We start from the raw sequence: 19,274 nt of genomic DNA on the forward strand, positions 1-19,274 counted from the left end.
TACCCCTTCAAGCATCTTGTACTGTTCATCACTTACAAAGGCCATACTGTGTCGAGTAACCGCAGACAGCATCTACTTTGTCGCTTCGCGCCAGTCGTAGTGCTCAACAGGATTTGACTGTGACGAGAATCACAGCCTTGGCGAGAATCGTAGGAACACTTTCGTGCAAATGACACAACCTGCCCTCCGGTCATCTTGTACTGTTCATCACTTACAAAGGCCATACTGCGTCGAGTAATCGCAGACAGCATCTACTCTGTCGCTTCGCGCCAGTCGTAGTGATTCACAGCAAAAAGCCCTTCACTAGCGTTTTGCTAGTAAAGGGCGAATGATTCGCGGTACCACCTTTTTTCGAAATATAACTGATTCTTTATATCTCATCTCTTATCCAAGTCTTTATTAACTTGGTGCACATGGTAACGGGTGCTTAGCCGAAATTGCTTACTTATCAGCAATTTATTCTCAGAGGCCATCTTCAACTTTTCTGAACCTTGTCCCTTTTCACCAATCAGGACTCTCTTTTGAAGGTCATCAAAATTTACTCTTCTCTTCAACGAATGAATAGTTATCTGTGATGTTGATTTACACTTTACTAGAGAAAAAAGAGATTGTCAACAGTTTTTCTTAGAAAAAAATCATTTTTCTTTTTTTACGAAAGAGCAATTGACAAACTTTCGTCTATACGTTATTCTATTTCTTGTGCACGAGATTTGTACGATTTTTCAAAAGGAACTTTGACGATTACTCGTCGCAGTGTAGCCTTTGAAAATGAACTCTATGGGTTTCACTTCGTTGCAATCCTCGAGTTAGTTTAGCCTTTGAAAGTGCCGCCTTAGCTCAGTTGGTAGAGCACCACCATGGTAAGGTGGGGGTCGCCGGTTCAAGCCCGGCAGGTGGCTTTTTGGTAAAATCCCAACTCTTTAATAAAGAGTTGGGATTTTTTTGTTTTGCCTACCCTTAGTGTTCTGTCAAGATGAGAAAATAACAAAAGCAATTTCTTCATTCCACTCGTTATGGTATATTTTAATTGTTAAATAATTATTGGAGTGGAGTACAATGATGAAACAATTACCTACAGAATCAAAAAAATTTGATTTAAAGAATTGGTGTATTGAAAATAAAGCCTATCTTCTATTGATCATTTTAATTTATCAAGTGGCAGTTTTATCCATCGGCATTATCAATTTCCCTTACTTAGATGATAATGCTCGCCAAGTCGCTGGAATGACAGATTTTGGTACGACTTACGCACGTTGGGGCAGTGAATTTCTCTCATGGTTTGTTCAAGGAAGTCGTCATTTGACAGATCTGGGCTTGACCACACCGATTCTAACAGGTCTTATCTTATCTCTCACAAGCATACTGGCAATTTATATCATCAATGACCAAAAAATTAGCTGGGGTTCCTCTTTAGTAGCTACTTTAATTGGCCTCAATCCTTGGTTCCTCCAATGTCTTAGTTTCAGGTTTGATAGTCCCTATATGGCATTGAGTATTTTTTGTTCGTTTCTTCCTTTTTATTGGTGGCAGCGTAATTCTTTTACGTTTTTCTTGGTTTCTGTCTTTTCACTGTTTGTTATGTTTAATACTTACCAAGCCTCGTCAGGAATTTATATAGTTATCGTCTTATTCCTTACTTTCAAGCAGTTACTTGCTGGAGAAAATTTCATTGCTCTTTGTAAAAAAGTCGCACTTGCTGCTATCGCTTATCTACTTTCTATAGTCAGCTACCTTATCGAGTTAAAATTTGTACCTTCCGCAACAAACAACATTGGGGGCAGTCAGGCCTTACCAAGTTTCCACGATATTCCCAGTGTGGCTTATCAAAATAGTTACCATTATTTTTCAGAGCTATTGAACCAGAGTAATCGTTTATGGCTTTTATTACTGCTCCTACTGCTTGTTTTATTTTTTATTAGTCATCTATCAAATAGCAAAATCAACTTAGGCTTAAGTTTCCTTTATTGTATCTTGTATTTAGGACTTGCTTCTCTCTTAAGTTTTGGTATTTTTATTGTCTATTCAAGAAATATCGCAGGTGATGCGCCTCGCTATATTTACGGATTTGCTGTTTTCGTTACAATCAGCATGTTAAGTTTATTTAACAATCGACAAGTGAAAGCAATTTATCTAACTTCGTTACTTGTGGCCAGCTTGTTATCTTATTATATTTTATCGTTTGTTTTGGTTTATTCTTCCACATTAAACTATCAAAAAGAAGCATTCAATCGCCAAGCAGCTGTTTTAACAGATGATTTAAAAAATGTTGTAACAAACGAACGAAAAAAAGTTTATTTAAATACGTTTTTCAAAAATTCAACTGTTTATGCTAATACAAGTCGAAACTACCCAATTCTTTCAAAAATCGTGCCACCAAATGACGGTCTATACTTCCCTAATTACGTTTGGTTCAATACTTCATCGAATTTAGGAGTAGAGATGGCACCACTGAAAGATACGGATATGTCTAAAAATCAAAAAGTAGTAAGTAATCACTTTTATGACATTTATACAAACAACAAAGAAATATTTGTGTTTATGAAATAATTTGTTCCATCCAAAAACACTTCTTTTGCAATAAACGTGACTGTATGGTTTGATTAAGATGGATTAAGTATTCTTTTCGGGTACATTTATTACTTCCTGAAACTTGTTTCTTTCCCATTTTTCTTATGAAGTAACAAAATTTTTGAGAAAAAACAGCTCGTTTTCTATGTTATGATAGAGAAGTGAAAATCACCAGAAAGGTTGTTGCGGACTATGAGAACTCGTCAGAAAAAATTATTTTTATTTTCAATGATTTTATGGTTAGTTGAATTTTTAATTACACGGATTTCTGATTCTTTTCCAGGAGCAACGCCATTGTTCGTTGTGATTTGCTTGATTCAAGGAATTCTTTTTACTTATTTCTGTCTTGCTTTTTTCTATTATCCGCAATAATCAGTCAAGAAAAGCAATTAGAGCAGATTCAGCAAATTTCTGAAACCGAAAAAATGGCACGTCCTCGCTTTTAGGACGTGCCATTTTTTAAAGCATTATTTGTGTAAATGCCGTTCGTATCGCCTGTTGAACATTTTGAACAGCATCGATTTGATGGCCTTTTGCTTCAGTCAATTCTTTTTCAATATATTCAGGATAATAGGTTGCCAAATAACCCCAGATCCAGATAGTTGAATCTGAAATAACCGTCTCTGCTAATGGATACAAATAGGCAAGATGCAACCGAATTTCTTCTTCCAAATGCTGCAGCATAATTGGATCATCATTTTCTAAGTGATTCCTAAGTTCAGTACAAATTTCGGAATAGATCGGCGTATTTAACGGTCCAGTTTTTCCTTCTAGTAAGACTGTCTGAGGCTGATTGTCATACCAAAGAAAAGTCAGTGGTTCTGAAAATTGCAACAGTGCTAATTCTTCAATGAACCATTCCCGAGCAAAATAACTAAGTGCTTGGTTCATAACTAAATCTTTTGCGACTTCCACAAATACTGGTTTAGGCAAATATAAACTGGTTTTAATGTTCGCTAATTGTTGATAAACGGGCAATTGATCGCTTACTAACAAGTTCCTTTTAATTGCTTGAATTTGCTGCGTTTCTAATTGTTGATACGCCTCTTCCACTTGCATTAATTGCTGTTCTAACGTTTTTTGTTGTGCTAGCGTTATTTTTTTAGTTTGAAGTAATTGCTTCAATAAAATATACCCTTCAATAAAGCGACGACTTTGACTATAAATTTGCATATAAATTGCCGCTGTTTCAAGGTTCTCAAAATAAGACTCTTGGAACGCTTCTGCCAATGCTAGTGCTTCGTCAGCTTCACCCATTTCCAACAATAATTGGACAATTTTTTGGTTTACTGGCGGCGTTTGTTGTAGCTGATAGGCTTGTTGAAAATTTTCTAAAGCGGCGATCTGATTATGTTCTACAAGTGCTTCTTCTCCTTGTGCAATAAAACGTTCATAGTTTTTTGGAAATTCATGAATGGTACTCATATCTAACCTCCTTTATTTCTTATTTAAAGCAGATGAGCCTGGGACAAAAATCACTTTGGATTTTTGCTCCAGGCTCAAAACCTGATAACCGGCGGGAACAGAACCAACACTACGCGTTGCTCGGAGCTAAACGGTTCTGTCCCGACCTCGATTTTAACTATTCAAACGGACTTTTTTAGTAAAGATTACGAATAATAATTGCCGTTTCTAGGTCGCCCTCAGCGTTCATCTTCTCCGCCTTTTCTTCTAAACTATACCCAGCAAAACTTTCGTTTGTTAAAACATCTGCTACTGTAAATTTAGCAACTTTTTCAATACTGACCGCATCTGGGGCTACTTCTTGCACGCTATCCCAGCCTGTATCAATAAAGACCTTTGTATCTTCTGTAATCGCTTCGTTTGCTTCTAACGCCTGCATAATTTCTTTTAACTGTGCATACGTCATAACCTCGACTTGATTTTCCATTTAAACGCCTCACTTCGTCCATTCCTTTTAAGGATTAGGTTTTAATTTTAGACTTTTTCTTTAATTGTTTTTAATGCGTGATATAAGGCATATTTCATTGGTTTGGCTTTCCATTGGAAATTGCCCATTAATTCTTCGACATGACCGCCAAAGGATTGTTTGAATTTAAGAACCCCATCACTTCCATCAAAGACACCGTCAACGCCATAAAAATTATATTTGGGAATGTTATTTTCTACTGTGTAAGTTAACATTTTATGTTGAATTAAATACGGTGCATAGTATTGTTTATATTTTTCATACGTACCACTAAACAAGTAAACCACTTCTTGTGGATGAACAATGAATAAGGCGCCTGCTAAAATTTCAGGTTCATCTGATGTTTTCATTTCTTTAGCTTCGTCAATCCGTTTGCGCACGGTACGAACTTCATCTTCGAATTCACGTTTCTGGTTATTTTTTTTACGGCTTTTAGGATTGGCAATTAACGCTTCATTGACTTCGTTGAGCGTCTCTTGTAATTTGCGTAATTTCTCATGAAGATTTTCTAAATAAGTAGCAAAGTTTAGTTCCGCCACCATAAATTTCGCTCGTTCACCAAACTCTTCATAAACAGCTTGGTAATAAGCTAAATCCTTATCTTCAAAATTACGCCGTGCACTTGTTTCTTCCGTTAATTTCTTAAAGAGAGGTAACTCTTCGTAACGAAGTTCTCGGGTTGTTACTCCATATTCCCATGTTTTCTTGATGTCATATTTAGCATCTTTTCCATAAGATTTCCAAAGCTCTTCTTCTGTTAATCCAGCCATATCTTTGACAAACAGCCAACGTGGCGCGCCATCAAAATTGTGCACATCAAATCCTTGGTGTTCAAAACCAATTGATGTGAAATAGTCAAATGTTTCTTGATTGACCTTTTCAACTTCACCGCCATTAAAATCACGTAAACAAATTTGTTTATTTGGAGTAAAGGTTAAATAAAGGCCATCATTTTTTTTCACATATTTTTTTAAGCCTGTGAAAAAGGCTTCTACACATTTTTTATCTGTATAATCCATCAAAATTCCGCCGTCAATGTCGAAAGCATAACCAATTTTGACTTTTTTCTTGCTTAGGATACACGCAGCAATTAGTTGGCCTTCTCGATTGACGCCAACGTATTCACAATGCCAGCCACGTCGTTCCAATAAATGTTTCATTTCGGGTGTTTCTAAAAAGTTACCTGCAGGGTGTGTCATTGCAAAGGTAGTAAATTCTTGTTCAGTTAATGTACTAAACTGATCCATATCAAACAACTCACAATCTTTTTTTGTTAAATAAATTAGCACTTTTCAGCTTAACCTACTTTTTGCTTTCTTTCAAACAAAGTTACCTCACTGGCTAATTCTTATTTTTCGGTTCTTATTAATTATATCTAATTTTGCTAAAATGCAAACAGTTTTCAACGGAAAAAAAGAATTTCTTTGGAATCTTTCATTTTTGACTGAATATCTTTCTTTTATAAAAAATATCTGAGCGTGGGACAAAAATCACTTTGGATTTTTGCTCCACGCTCAAAAACTTATAAACGGCGGGAACAGAAGCAACACTACGCGTTTCTCGGAGTTAAACGCTTCTGTCCCGACCTCAGATATTAAAACTTATGAAAACCCGTTGAACATCTTTCTATCGGGTTCTTGATTTACTCAACAGTTACACTTTTGGCTAAGTTCCTTGGTTTATCAACATCGTAGCCTCTTTGTAAGGTTGCATAGTACGCTAATAATTGGCCTGGAACAATGCTAACTAAGGCAGAAAGTAACGGATGCACATCTGGAATAATCAGTTGGTCCTGTGGTTTTGCCAAGGATTCCAAGGCAATCACAATATTTCTTGCTCCACGACTTTCGACTTCCTTTAAATTGCCTCTTGTATGGGCTGCGACTTTGGCATCTGTCACAATCCCAATCACAGGTGTTCCTTCTTCAATTAAGGCAATCGTTCCATGCTTCAATTCACCTGCCGCAAAGCCTTCTGCTTGAATGTAGGAAATTTCTTTCAACTTCAAGGCCGCTTCCATCGACACATAATAGTCGACTCCTCGCCCAATATAGAAGGCATTTCGAGTATACGTCAGATAATCTTCCACTAAGGCTTTCATTTGTTGTTTTTCATCAATCAAGGTTTCCATGACAGCTGCTACCACGCTCAATTCGTGAGCCACATCAAATGAGACGGCCGCTAATGTTTGGCGTTCTTCACCAATTGCTTTTGCTAAAATAGCTAAGACAGCGATTTGAGCAGTATAAGCTTTGGTGGAAGCAACAGCAATTTCTGGTCCTGCGTGTAATAACAAGGTATCGTCCGCTTCACGTGATAACGTTGAGCCAGCAACATTTGTTAATGTAAGTGATGGATGCCCTAATTCATTAACCTGTACCAGTACTTGGCGACTATCCGCCGTTTCACCACTTTGACTTAAGAAAATGAAGAACGGTTTTTCAGATAAAATAGGCATGTTGTAGCCAAATTCGCTTGATAAATGAACTTCCACAGGAATACTGGCAATCGTTTCAATTAAAGATTTTCCGACCCAACCTGCATTATAACTTGTTCCACAAGCAATAATGTAAATTCGGTCACATTGATTAATTTTTTCAAGTAACGCCTCATCTAAGGTCACTTTTTCACCTTGAGTATACGCTTGAACAATTTTGCGCATCACTGCAGGTTGTTCATCAATTTCTTTGAGCATATAAAACGGATATGTTCCCTTTTCAATGTCATTTAAATCTAATTGCGCTTCAAAAGGTTCTCGGTTGATTACTTGTCCTTCTGGCGTTTCGATTACTACTTTGTCCGCTGTAACAGTTACAATTTCACCATCCACAATCTCAACAAATTGATTGGTTTCTTTAATCATCGCCATCGCGTCACTACAAATAACATTAAAGCCTTCACCTAGACCGATAAGTAACGGGCTTTTATTTTTCGCTACGTAGATAGTATTGGGGTCCATTTTATCCATTAATGCAAAAGCGTATGAACCTTTAATTTCGGCTAAAGCCGCTTTAAAAGCATCTTTTGTTGAAAAACCATTTTCAGCAAAATGAGCAATTAATTGAACGACGATTTCAGTATCTGTATCACCAATTAAGTGAGCACCACTTAAAAATTGTTCTTTTAATTCTTCAAAGTTTTCAATGACACCATTATGCACTAATGCAAAGCGTTGATCGCTTGAAACATGGGGATGTGCATTGGCGACAGTTGGTTCGCCATGAGTGGCCCAACGAGTATGACCAATACCAACTGTTCCATCGATTTCTGGCGTTAATTTTGCTGCTAAATCGGCAATGCCCCCAACTGCCTTAACTACATGGGGCTGTTGGCTTTGATCATTCACACAAATCCCAGCAGAATCATAACCTCTATATTCCAATTTTGTTAATCCTTGAATCAAACTTTCCGTGACATTTTCTTTTCCAATCATTCCGACAATTCCACACATAATGCTAATTCCTACTTTCCAATTGAAATTCTGTATTTACTAGGTCCTGTTTAACTAGCAAATCCCATTATATGTTTCTACCTGCGTGATAACCGCTTTGTTCTAACTTCACAATTAGTTTTTCTTTGTTATCTGTAGAGTGCAGTCCCTAGAGCCACCCGCCGAATCTTCGATAAGCTCTCTCCTCGTCACCTGAACGTTCAGGTCTGGCGCTATCCGATATTGGTCTATATACCTCCTTTGTAAATATATTCCGTAGAAACATAAACAATCATACAATTAAAAGTAGGTACTTGTCAACAAAAATCTAAAAACCGAAAATTGGTCTAGTTCTTTAAAGTTGTAAAAAAAGAATCTAGTACACTCATAGTAAGAGAAAGTACTAGATTCTTAATAATAAAAAAATATCCGTTCTATTTATAGAACCTTATCAATTTGTTATTTATTGGAATGGATTATAAAACCGGCCACCATTCACATGGAACAACCAGAAACTGATTCCTAATAAGCATAAGGCAAGTATCATTACCGAAAAATCACGCAGATGAAAAGGTTGTTGCGCATACCACGTTCGATTTTTCTTTTGACCAAAACGCCTTAATTCCATAGCGGTACTCACAGTTTCAATTCGATCTAAACTAGATAGGATTAAGGGTAAAACGATTTGTGCTACGCCTTTGATTCGTTGGCCTAACCGTCCCTTTTTAGACATCTCATAGCCTCGCGCTTGTTGTGCTAAAGAAATATTAAAAAAATCTTCTTGGATATCGGGAATATAACGAATAGCCAGCGCTACTGCATAACTAATCCGATAACTCACACCAATTCGATTCAAGCTGGAGGCAAATTCACTAGGATTTGTTGTTAATAAAAAGATTAATGCCAACGGAATCGTACAGAAATATTTTAAAACTAAATTAAATTCATAAAATAATTCTTCTTGTGTCAAAGTAAACCGTCCGATTCCTTCCCAAATCACGGTACGTGATTGATATAAATCAACCCCATATTCAGGTGCAAAAAGGTAAACCGTTAAGATATTTAACAAAGAAAAAATAGCAATAAATTTAATAACAAAAGATATTTGATGCCATTTAATATTTGATAATTTTAACAAAACAAGCGAAACCACAGACATTCCTAACAGATAACGAGTATCATACGTGGTCATACAAGCCACAGAGACAACGATTAAAAAGACTAATTTGCTTGTGCCGTTTAAGCGATGAATCCAGGTTGAATCAGGATGATAGCCTAACATTTGTCGTTCACTCATCCAAAACGCACCTCACGATCGTAAGCAACAAATTTTTCCGTAAATAGCAAGGGATTTTCCAAGCCTAACGCTTTAGCAAAGGTAAACAAGCTCGTTTCTTTTAAAGAAGCTGCTTGAATTAATTTTTCATCTGTTAAAACAGCAACTGGAGTCGCATCTGCTAGTAAACGTCCATCACAAACTACTAACGCACGTGTTGTATATTCCAACATTAAGTGCATATCGTGAGTGATCATTAAAATAGTCACACCTAAGCGGTTCAATTCTTCTAAAAATGTCATCATTTCTGTATAATGTTTAAAATCTTGCCCAGCTGTTGGTTCATCTAAAATTAATAATTCAGGTTCTAAAACTAAGATCGATGCAATAGTTACCCGTTTTTTCTGCCCAAAACTCAACGCAGAAATCGGCCAGTTCCGGAAGGGATACAGCCCACAAATATGTAAAATATTCGTCACACGTTCCTCAATTTCTGCTTGTGGCACATCTCGTAAAACTAATCCTAAAGCTACTTCTTCAAAAATCATTTTTTTAGAAATCATTTGATTGGGGTTTTGCATCACATAACCAATTTTATCTGCACGTTCTTTGATTGAATAATTGGAAAAATCCTGTCCCTCCCATAAAATCTTGCCCGATTGAGGCGTGATGAACCCGCAAATTATTTTAGAAAGTGTAGACTTCCCGGCACCATTTTTTCCTACAATGCTGATCATTTCTCCATGATGAATAGTTACTGAGAAGTCATCTAACACTTTTTCACCATGACGATCATATTGATAGGACACTTGTTCCAAACGTAATAGTTCAGCTCCTTTGACCGTACTAACTGAACTAGGTTGGACAGACCACTGTGTCATTTTGGGCAAAACTGTTTCGCCTGATACTTCGGCTAATTTGTCTAAATGACTAACTTGTGTTAAATCAATCCCAGCATATTTCATGGCTGTAACGTACAAAGGTTCACGAATCCCTTGTTGGGTCAACGTATCTTGACGTAACAATTCATCTGGCGTTGTATCAGAAATAATTGCGCCCTCATTCATGACAATAATTCGATCAACTGATTCGCAAAGAACGTCCTCTAAGCGATGTTCTATTATTAAAACAGTCGCTTTTGTTTCTTGTTGAATGGTGTCAATCAAAGTCATTGTTTCTTGTCCCGCTCGTGGGTCAAGATTAGCCAAAGGTTCATCAAAAAGTAAAATTTTTGATTGGTTAATTAGAACGCCCGCCATAGATACACGTTGTTTTTGACCACCTGACAAATCTTGTGGACGGTGTTGCAATAACTGATTCAGCTCAACAATCTCAGACCATTTGTGGACCGCTTTTTTCATTTCTGCTTGTTCAACTGCATCGTTTTCTAAAGCAAAAGCAATATCCTCAGCAACCGTTAAGCCAATAAACTGCCCATCGGTATCTTGTAAAACAGTTCCTACATCAAAAGACAAATCAAATAGACTTGTTTCTTGGATATTTTTACCAGCAACCGTAGCTGTTCCTTGAATCTCACCTTCATAAATATTGGGAATTAACCCGTTGATACATTGCGCCAATGTTGATTTACCACTACCACTAGGCCCAACGATTAAAACCTTTTCTCCTTCATAGATGGTTAATTGAATCCCCTTTAATGTCGGTTCAGATTGGCTATGATATTGAAAGGAAAAATTATTAAAAGTAATGATTGGTTTTTTCATTCGGCCTCACCTCAGTTTCTCCATAAAAGAAAGGGTCTGAGCATTAGCAAAGTAATTACTAGGGCAGACCCTTAACCATTTAAATTATTTCGACAGTTTCTTAATCTTTCGATAAACTGCCTTTCTTTGTTCTTGTTGATGCATAAGCTTTCATCAACAATGTTCCAATAATCCCCACAGCGACAATATTTGAAACAGTCGCGAATACGCCTTGTGTAAATACTTTACTTGCGGGTTCACTATAAATCAAAATATCCAAACTAGGCGCGATTAAGCCCCAAACGACGATATTGCCAAAGGCTTGGAAAATATTGAAACGCACCATGTCATTTGTTGTAAATTCACCATGTTGAAGATCCATTTTACGACCAGCGAAGCCAAAAATAATACCAATAATTCCTGAACAAATAATCCAGCTCCACCAAGCGCTACCATACGTGGTAAAATCTTTTAATGTGTGACCGATCAAACCAATTAGCCCTCCAGCTACTGGTCCAAAAACAACTGACATTAAAGCAAGAAATGGATACGACGTTTCTAAGTTCGTATTAGGAATCCCAGTTGGAATCACAACGAATCGACCTAAAATAACAAAAACTGCAGAGCCAATTCCAATTGCTACAATTGTCTTGACGGACATTTTTTCTTTCATTTCGCTCCTCCATTCTATAACTCCATTGATTTACAGCCGCTCCCTTCTTGATTTTATCAAATAAAAAAAGAAGATACGCGGTGCATCTTACTTCTAAAATAGTACCCTTTTAACCGCTCTATGTCAATGATAGACGGAGCTTATTAGCTATTTTCTTTTTTTGATTTCCAACAAAGAAACCAGACACTTAACGCAAGCTAGCATTAAGTGTCTGGTTTCTAATTGGTTCTTATTCAACGCCGATTTCTGCACGTACTACTTCAGCAATTTTATCAACGTAATAATCAACTTTTTCTTGTGTTGGCGCTTCGGCCATCACACGTAACAATGGTTCTGTTCCAGAAGGACGAACTAAAATACGACCTTCGCCATTCATTTCTGCTTCTGCTTGTTCGACAACTGCTTTGATTGCCGGAACTTCCATTGCACCATTTTTATCTGTGACACGAATATTGACTAATTTTTGTGGATAAATCGTCACTTCATCCGCTAATTCAGATAATTTTTTGCCCGTTTGCTTCATAACATTCAACAATTGAATCCCTGACAGCATGCCATCACCTGTTGTGTTGTAATCTAAAAAGATCATGTGACCAGATTGTTCGCCACCAAAATTGTAATCATTTTTACGCATTTCTTCTACAACATAGCGATCACCCACTTGCGTTACCACATCTTTTAAGCCAATTTCTTCTACAGCTTTATGGAAACCTAGATTACTCATCACTGTTGTAACAATTGTATCTTTTTTCAAACGTTTTTTCTCAGCTAAATATTTGGCACAAATATACATGATTTTATCACCATCGATAATTCGTCCTAATTCATCGACTGCAATAATTCTATCACCGTCGCCATCGAAAGCCAAACCAGCATCTGCGCCTTTTTCAACAACCATTTCTGCCAAAGCTTCAGGGTGAGTGGAACCCACACCATCATTGATATTCAATCCATTAGGACTTGTTCCCATTGTATAGAAATCTGTCTCTAAATCCGCGAACACACGATTGACTGCTGTTGCAGTTGCTCCGTTGGCAGCATCTAAACAAACAGTCATATCTGCTAAATCGCCAGGAATACTTTGAACTAAAAATTGCGAATATTTTAGTAAGCCTTCTGGAAATTCATCTAATGAGCCTAAGCCTTCTGCAGAAGGTCTTGGCAGGGTGTCTTCTTCTGCGTCTAACAATGCTTCAATTTCTGCTTCTTGATCGTCTACTAATTTGAAGCCATCTGCCCCAAAGAACTTAATCCCATTGTCTTCCGCAGGATTATGTGAAGCTGAAATCATTACGCCAGCGGATGCTTTTTGTAAACGAGTAAGATATGCTACACCAGGTGTTGAAATCACCCCTAATTGGAAAACTTCAATTCCGACTGATAATAATCCAGCAATCAATGCTTGTTCCAACATCTCACCTGAAATACGTGTATCGCGGCCTACGAGAACACGAGGTTTTCTTGAACTATCTTCATGTTGACTCAACACATAACCACCGTAACGCCCTAATTTAAAAGCTAATTCAGGTGTTAACTCCTTATTTGCAATTCCTCTTACACCATCTGTTCCAAAATATTTACCCATTTTGATTCTCCTTAGTCACTTGATTCTCTGTATTTTCAGTTGAACCAGCAGTTGTACTTTCTACTGTTGATCCCTCACTTGTTGTTTCAGAAGTATTTGATTCTACTTGACTGGATGTACTTGGTTGTACTGCTTGGCTACCTGAGCCAACCGTTGTTGAACTTGCAGGTTCCCCTGAAGTTTCATTTGTATTTGATGACTGTTGTTGATTGTACACGGGGCTCAAAGAAACGTCAACCTCATCTGGTGTAACTACGTATTCTCCATTAACGGGAATAGTCACTGATTGTTTTGTTTCTTTGCGAATATCAGAAATATCTACCGGTACTTCAATTGATTCTAGCGTATCTAAAATTGATTGCGGGCCACTGACCCTAACTTGGTACGTTGATAAACTATAATTGTAATGAGCGATCCCAGCTGGTGGCGTACCTGTCATACTAACATTCAGTGGTACATCTTTTGTTGGCGCAGTTAAGCCTACTGTTACTTTGACTTGTGGTGCTGGATTTTCGATACTTAGGACTTGACCTTTGGCATCTAGCGCTTGGACATTTACCGTTTGTTTAATCGTATCAATTGTTTGTTTGGCACTTGAGACTGGCGCAATCACTTTGTCAATTGCTTTCGCTGTTTCTTCTCCAGTTGTTACTTCTACAGTTTTTGGATCTACAGAAATATTTTTTACTTTGTAGCCTTCTTTTTCAATGTTATCAGAAAGTTGTGCTTCTACATCGAATTTTTTTGTTACTCTCTTTTCAATCGTTACAGTCACTGTTTTCGGTTCAATTTCAGCTGTAACAGCTGAACTTAGTCCCCGAACTGTCAAAGGCACTTCCGAAGTCCCTAATGGCAATTTGGTTAAGTCTGCGACCACTTGGAAATTTCGTGTGTCAGCATTTGATTCCATATTTAATTGAATGCGGTTCGCACTACGTAAATGAACATTTACACTCTCTTCAAATCCAGAGACATAATATTTGTCTTTATCGTATTGGACTTGGACCGGAATATTATTCAATGTTTCACTATACGTTTGGCTTGAACCTGAATTGGAGGGATTATTGCCTGTTGCATTGGCATTAAAAAATAACAACAATGCAAACAGCAATGAAAGCAAACCATTAAACCAGCTTTTTTGGGAGGCTTTTCTCATTTGCGTTTAACCCCCTTTGTTACATCATCGATAAAATGCTGCAAAGCACTTTTTTTATCTTCCGATGATTCCGAAATTAACTCCTTACGCAAAATTGTTAAATACTCTTCTTGCGTTAGACCAGGAATTAATTCATTGTTCAACGTCAAACTAACGTCACCAGTTTCTTCAGAAACAACAATCGTAATGGCATCACTGACTTCACTGATACCGACTGCGGCTCTATGGCGCGTTCCAAATTCTTTTGGAATTAAATTGCTTTCTGATAGCGGTAAATACGCACTAGCAACAGCAATTTTTTCATTTTTGATAATCACTGCACCATCATGTAGTGGTGTATTTGGAATGAAAATATTAATCAGTAATTCACCAGTAATATCGGCATCCAAATCAATACCTGTCTCAATGTATTCATCTAAACCAGTATTGCGTTCAATGGTTATCAAAGCACCAATTTTCCGTTTTGACATGTACTGAATGGCTTTGTCAAAGGCCTGAATAATACGCTCATCTTCTTGTTGCGCACCTTTATTCGGGCGGAAAAACGAACTTCTCCCTAGATGTTCCAGCCCTCTTCGCACTTCTGGTTGAAAAATAACAACCGCGGCGATTACACCATACATGATGACTTGATTCATTAACCAAGATAATGTATGTAGACCAATTATCTCACTTAGAATGCGGATAATGATAAAAACAGCGACACCTTTTAATAGTTGGACTGCTTTTGTTCCACGAACAAGCATGATTAATTTGTAAACGAGGTACCATACGACTAGGATATCTATGATATTGATAACAAAATCCTTAGATAAGAAATCCGTTGAGATGACTTGCTGCCAATAATTCAAATCTAATAATTGATTCAATTGAAACGACATCATACCCCTCACTTCTCTCTCAAGATTTCCTAACAAGTATACCACATTATTTTCTTTCATCACAGAACGCAAGCGTAAACATCAAAAAAATTTAGGAACTTTTTCAAATAACTTGAAATTTTTCATCAAAAAATCGCATTTCTAACTAAAAAACGTGTCCAAGCAAAAAGCTCAGACACGTTTTTTTGATTTCTATTTAATCTTGCTCACGTTGTTTTCTCTTGGCTGCTCGTTCTGCGCGGCGGGCAGCCCTTCTTGCTTCCGCTTCCGGATCAACTACGCGTTCTTTTTTCACTCGTGGCTTCTCGTTCTCTAGCGCAGTTATTTCTGGTTCACTTTGTTTTTCTAGTTTTGCTCGAATTTTTTCTTCTTGACCAGCTAAACGAGCATAATTATAGAACCGTCTCTTAGCATCATTAATTGTTTTATTAAATAACAATTCCGCTGTATCTGGTTGACTAGATTCTAAGGACGCAAAGCGAACTTGTTGGCGCATAAACTCTTTCATTAATGAAAAATCTGGTTTTTTGAAATCCAGTGTCATTGGTTCTTTGCCTTTTTCTCGCAATAATGGATTATAGCGATATAAAGACCAGTAACCTGAATGAACTGCGTCTTTCGCTTCTTTCAACGTTTGACTCATCCCACCTGCTAAACCATGTGTAATACATGGTGTATAAGCAATAATAATCGATGGTCCAGGGAATTTTTCCGCTTCTTCAAAAGCTTTAATCGTCTGCATTTGGTTTGCACCTGAGGCAATTTGAGCGACATAGACATTTTCATAAGTCATTGCCATCATCCCTAAATCTTTTTTAGAGGCATATTTCCCACTGGCAGCAAATTTCGCAATCGCTGATGCAGGAGTTGCTTTGGAAGTTTGGCCACCTGTATTGGAATAGACTTCATTATCTAAAACTAACATATTTACATCCGCGCCACTAGCTAACACGTGGTCAATACCGCCGTAGCCAATATCGTAAGCCCAGCCGTCCCCACCAATCATCCACTGACTTGGTTTGACAAAAAGATCTTGATCGTCATAAATTGCTTCCAATAAAGGTTGATTTGTTTTTTCTTCAAGCAAAGCTGCACGTAATTTAGCTGCACGTTGTTGCGTACCTTCACTTTCGGACAGATGTGCTATCCAATCTTCCATCAATAAACGTAAAGAATCACTGGCTACAGAAAAAGCTTCGGTCATTTTACTAGCTAAACGTTCGCGACGCGCTTGCGTTGCTAACAACATGCCGTAACCAAACTCGGCATTATCCTCTAAAAGAGAATTTGACCAAGCTGGACCTTGTCCTTGTTCATTAGTAGTGTAAGGTGTCACACCCGCTGCAGCACCCCAAATCGATGAGCAACCTGTTGCATTAGCAATCAGCATTCGGTCACCAAACATTTGCGTCAATAATTTAACATAAGGCGTTTCGCCGCAACCAGAACAAGCACCAGAAAACTCTAATAAAGGTTTATTAAATTGCGAACCTAAAACAGTATTCGGTTTTGCTGGGTTTTCCTTTTGACGTAACGTCATAGCAAACGCCCAGTTCATAGCCTGCTCTTTTTCTTCTTCATAAGGTTTCATTACTAAAGCTTTGCCTTTAGCTGGACAGGCTTCAACACAAAGTCCACAGCCAGTACAATCTTTGACTGAGACTTGGATACGATATTTCAAGCCGTCGGCACCACGTAGATCACGCACAATGAATCCTTCTGGCGCTTCAGTCATTTCTTCTTCATCGGCTAAGAATGGTCGTATCGCCGCATGGGGACATACAAAGGCACACTCATTACACATGGTACACCGATCGCTAATCCATTCAGGTACTTCTAATGCCACCCCACGTTTTTCAACTGCCGCAGTTCCCAAAGGCATCCGCCCATCTGTCATCCCATTTTTCGCTAGTGTCGCAACAGATAACGCATTGCCTTCTTGACGATTAATCGGTTCAACAATTTCATGAACAAAATCACTAACATTTTCTGAACGTTTTCGCGGTTGAACTTCAAGCGTTCTCCACTCTGCTGGAACAGGTACCTGATGCAACAATTCAACGGTCTTATCGATTGCTTGAATATTTTTTTCGACAACTTTCATAGACTTATGACCATAACTTTTCAGTGCTTCTTCTTTTAAAATTGGTAACACTTGCTCAAAAGGCATAATTTGCGCTAATTTGAAGAAAGCTGTTTCCATTGCGGTATTAATTCGCCCGCCTAGTCCGACTTCACTAGCTAATTTCACTGCATTGATTGTATAAAACTGAATCTCATTTTCAGCTAGATACCGTTTTAATTGATTGGGTAAAAATCGTGCTAGTTGTTCATCATTCCAAATGGTATTTAAGAGGAAAGTACCGCCTTTTTTTAACCCTTTTACTAAATCATAAGTATGCAAATAAGCGGCTGTATGACAAGCCACAAAATCAGAATGTTCAATGAGGTACGTTGAACGAATAGGCGTCTCGCCAAAACGTAAATGAGAAACGGTCAACCCGCCTGATTTTTTTGAATCATAATAGAAAAAGCCTTGTGCATACTTGTCTGTATGATCACCGATAATCTTAATTGCTGACTTGTTCGCCCCTACTGTCCCATCAGAACCAAAGCCCCAAAATTTAGCTTGATAGGTTTTCGGATTCGTCAAATCAAGTGGTTTGCCAACTTCTAATGAAGTATAAGTTAAATCATCATCAATCCCAATTGTAAAACGCTTCTTCATGGCAGAACGTTCTTTCATTAATTCATCAAAAACCGCAACAATTTGATTTGGCAGCACATCTTTAGAACCTAAACCATAGCGCCCACCAATAATTGTTGGGCGAATGTCCGCTTCATACATCGCGCTTTGGACATCCAATAATAACGGTTCGCCACCAGCACCGGGCTCTTTCGTCCGATCCAAGACAGCAATTGCTTTAACTGATTGTGGTATTTTTTCAAGAAATGTTTCAACTGGAAATGGCCGATAAAGATGGACATTAAGAAAACCAACTTTTCTTCCTTGTTCTTGTAAATAATCAACCGTCTGTTCAATTGTTTGTGCAACTGAACCCATTGTGACAATCACTTCTTCTGCATCTTCTGCGCCATAATACGTCACCAAATCATAATTGGTTCCCCGTAACCGGTTAATTTCTGTCATATATTTTTGAACAATACCAGGTAATTTTTCATAATAAGGATTTATTGTTTCTCGTTGTTGAAAGTGAATATCTGGATTTTGGTTCATTCCACTAACGGAAGGGTGATTCGGATTCATGCTCCGACGACGGAATTCGGCTAATTTTTCTTGGTTTACTAAGGGTGCTAATTCTTCATAGTCAAGAACTGCCACTTTTTGAATTTCATGACTTGTTCTAAAGCCATCAAAAAAGTTCATAAATGGAACACTCGCTTCAATCGAAGCCAAGTGAGCCACTGGTGCCAAATCCATCACTTCTTGCACACTGCTTTCTGACAACATAGCAAAGCCTGTTTGGCGTGCGGCCATTACGTCTCCTTGATCACCAAAAATATTTAAAGCATTCGTGGTTAAAGCTCGGCTCGCCACATGAAAAACAGATGGTAATAGTTCTCCAGCTATTTTGTACATATTAGGAATCATTAAAAGTAACCCTTGTGAAGCCGTATAGGTCGTGGTAAGCGCGCCTGTTTTTAAAGAGCCATGGACCACGCCGGCAGCACCAGCTTCCGATTGCATTTCGACTACTTTCACAGGTTGACCAAAGATATTTTTCTTACCTTCGGCCGACCACTGATCAACAAGTTCAGCCATTGTTGAACTTGGTGTTATTGGATAAATGGCTGCTAATTCTGTAAAGGCGTAGGAAATATAAGCTGCTGCAGCATTCCCATCCATTGTTTTCATTTTCCGCATGTTTTTCTCATCCTTTATATCTAAAAAATAGAATAGTTGCACGCATATTCTTGTTTATTATAGCGGAATTTCACAAATTATGAAAGATTTTGTCAATTTTTTTGCTTAAAAATAAAAGAGAAATTGAGAAAAAACCACTTTATCCCCTATAAACAAACTATTTAACTGAATTAAAATTACTTTATT

The 19,274-nt window shown here is 37.8% G+C and carries 13 protein-coding genes, 1 tRNA gene and 1 other annotated feature; of the genes, 3 read left to right on the forward strand and 11 right to left on the reverse strand.

Features of this window, described 5'->3' with window-relative positions:
• Positions 1-317: 317 nt before the first annotated feature.
• Positions 318-563: a binding site (T-box leader), on the reverse strand.
• A 263-nt stretch (positions 564-826) separates the two neighbouring features.
• The 3 genes from IGM09_RS08280 to IGM09_RS08290 all read left to right on the forward strand — a co-directional run bounded on the left by IGM09_RS08280 (position 827) and on the right by IGM09_RS08290 (position 2,940).
• Positions 827-899: transfer RNA gene (locus IGM09_RS08280), tRNA-Thr, on the forward strand.
• A gap of 157 nt (positions 900-1,056) precedes the next feature.
• Entirely contained in the window at positions 1,057-2,547 is a 1,491-nt protein-coding gene (locus IGM09_RS08285) for a glucosyltransferase domain-containing protein (protein ID WP_010775961.1), read from the forward strand.
• Between the two features lie 213 nt (positions 2,548-2,760).
• Positions 2,761-2,940, forward strand: coding sequence for a hypothetical protein (locus tag IGM09_RS08290; RefSeq protein WP_002383739.1), 180 nt, complete (start codon positions 2,761-2,763; stop codon positions 2,938-2,940).
• Between the two features lie 87 nt (positions 2,941-3,027).
• On the opposite strand, the gene IGM09_RS08295 is transcribed toward IGM09_RS08290, so the two are convergent.
• From IGM09_RS08295 to nifJ, 11 genes are all read right to left on the reverse strand, one after another.
• Positions 3,028-3,993 (reverse strand): hypothetical protein, encoded by a 966-nt coding sequence (locus tag IGM09_RS08295; RefSeq protein ID WP_010775962.1) that lies wholly within the window; start codon positions 3,991-3,993, stop codon positions 3,028-3,030.
• Positions 3,994-4,168: 175 nt separating this feature from the next.
• Positions 4,169-4,459, reverse strand: coding sequence for a hypothetical protein (locus tag IGM09_RS08300; RefSeq protein WP_002359936.1), 291 nt, complete (start codon positions 4,457-4,459; stop codon positions 4,169-4,171).
• A gap of 47 nt (positions 4,460-4,506) precedes the next feature.
• On the reverse strand, positions 4,507-5,745 hold the full coding sequence (locus IGM09_RS08305; protein ID WP_033625292.1) for an aminoacyltransferase: 1,239 nt from the start codon (positions 5,743-5,745) through the stop codon (positions 4,507-4,509).
• Positions 5,746-6,140: 395 nt separating this feature from the next.
• On the reverse strand, positions 6,141-7,949 hold the full coding sequence (glmS, locus tag IGM09_RS08310) for a glutamine--fructose-6-phosphate transaminase (isomerizing) (RefSeq protein WP_002356940.1): 1,809 nt from the start codon (positions 7,947-7,949) through the stop codon (positions 6,141-6,143).
• A 442-nt stretch (positions 7,950-8,391) separates the two neighbouring features.
• Complete coding sequence (locus tag IGM09_RS08315; protein WP_002356939.1) at positions 8,392-9,225, reverse strand: energy-coupling factor transporter transmembrane component T family protein; 834 nt, start codon at positions 9,223-9,225, stop codon at positions 8,392-8,394.
• Positions 9,222-10,928 (reverse strand): ABC transporter ATP-binding protein, encoded by a 1,707-nt coding sequence (locus IGM09_RS08320; RefSeq protein WP_033625046.1) that lies wholly within the window; start codon positions 10,926-10,928, stop codon positions 9,222-9,224. Before IGM09_RS08320 ends, IGM09_RS08315 begins: the two co-directional genes overlap by 4 nt.
• 100 nt (positions 10,929-11,028) lie before the next feature.
• Positions 11,029-11,580 carry an ECF-type riboflavin transporter substrate-binding protein gene (locus tag IGM09_RS08325; protein ID WP_002356937.1) on the reverse strand — a complete coding sequence of 184 codons (552 nt, stop codon included), beginning with the start codon at positions 11,578-11,580 and terminating at the stop codon, positions 11,029-11,031.
• A 229-nt stretch (positions 11,581-11,809) separates the two neighbouring features.
• Entirely contained in the window at positions 11,810-13,165 is a 1,356-nt protein-coding gene (glmM, locus tag IGM09_RS08330; RefSeq protein WP_002356936.1) for a phosphoglucosamine mutase, read from the reverse strand.
• Positions 13,158-14,321: a CdaR family protein gene (locus IGM09_RS08335; protein ID WP_002374494.1), complete on the reverse strand. Its 1,164-nt coding sequence runs from the start codon at positions 14,319-14,321 to the stop codon at positions 13,158-13,160. Before IGM09_RS08335 ends, glmM begins: the two co-directional genes overlap by 8 nt.
• Positions 14,318-15,202 (reverse strand): diadenylate cyclase CdaA, encoded by an 885-nt coding sequence (gene cdaA, locus IGM09_RS08340; RefSeq protein ID WP_002389035.1) that lies wholly within the window; start codon positions 15,200-15,202, stop codon positions 14,318-14,320. The genes IGM09_RS08335 and cdaA overlap by 4 nt, the downstream gene beginning before the upstream one ends.
• A 196-nt stretch (positions 15,203-15,398) precedes the next feature.
• A complete protein-coding gene (nifJ, locus tag IGM09_RS08345) occupies positions 15,399-19,130 on the reverse strand; it encodes a pyruvate:ferredoxin (flavodoxin) oxidoreductase (RefSeq protein WP_025190559.1) in 3,732 nt (1,243 codons plus the stop codon).
• Between the last annotated feature and the right edge of the window lie 144 nt (positions 19,131-19,274).

The organism is Enterococcus sp. DIV0167 (assembly GCF_050541555.1).
Taxonomy (GTDB): Bacteria; Bacillota; Bacilli; order Lactobacillales; family Enterococcaceae; genus Enterococcus; species Enterococcus faecalis.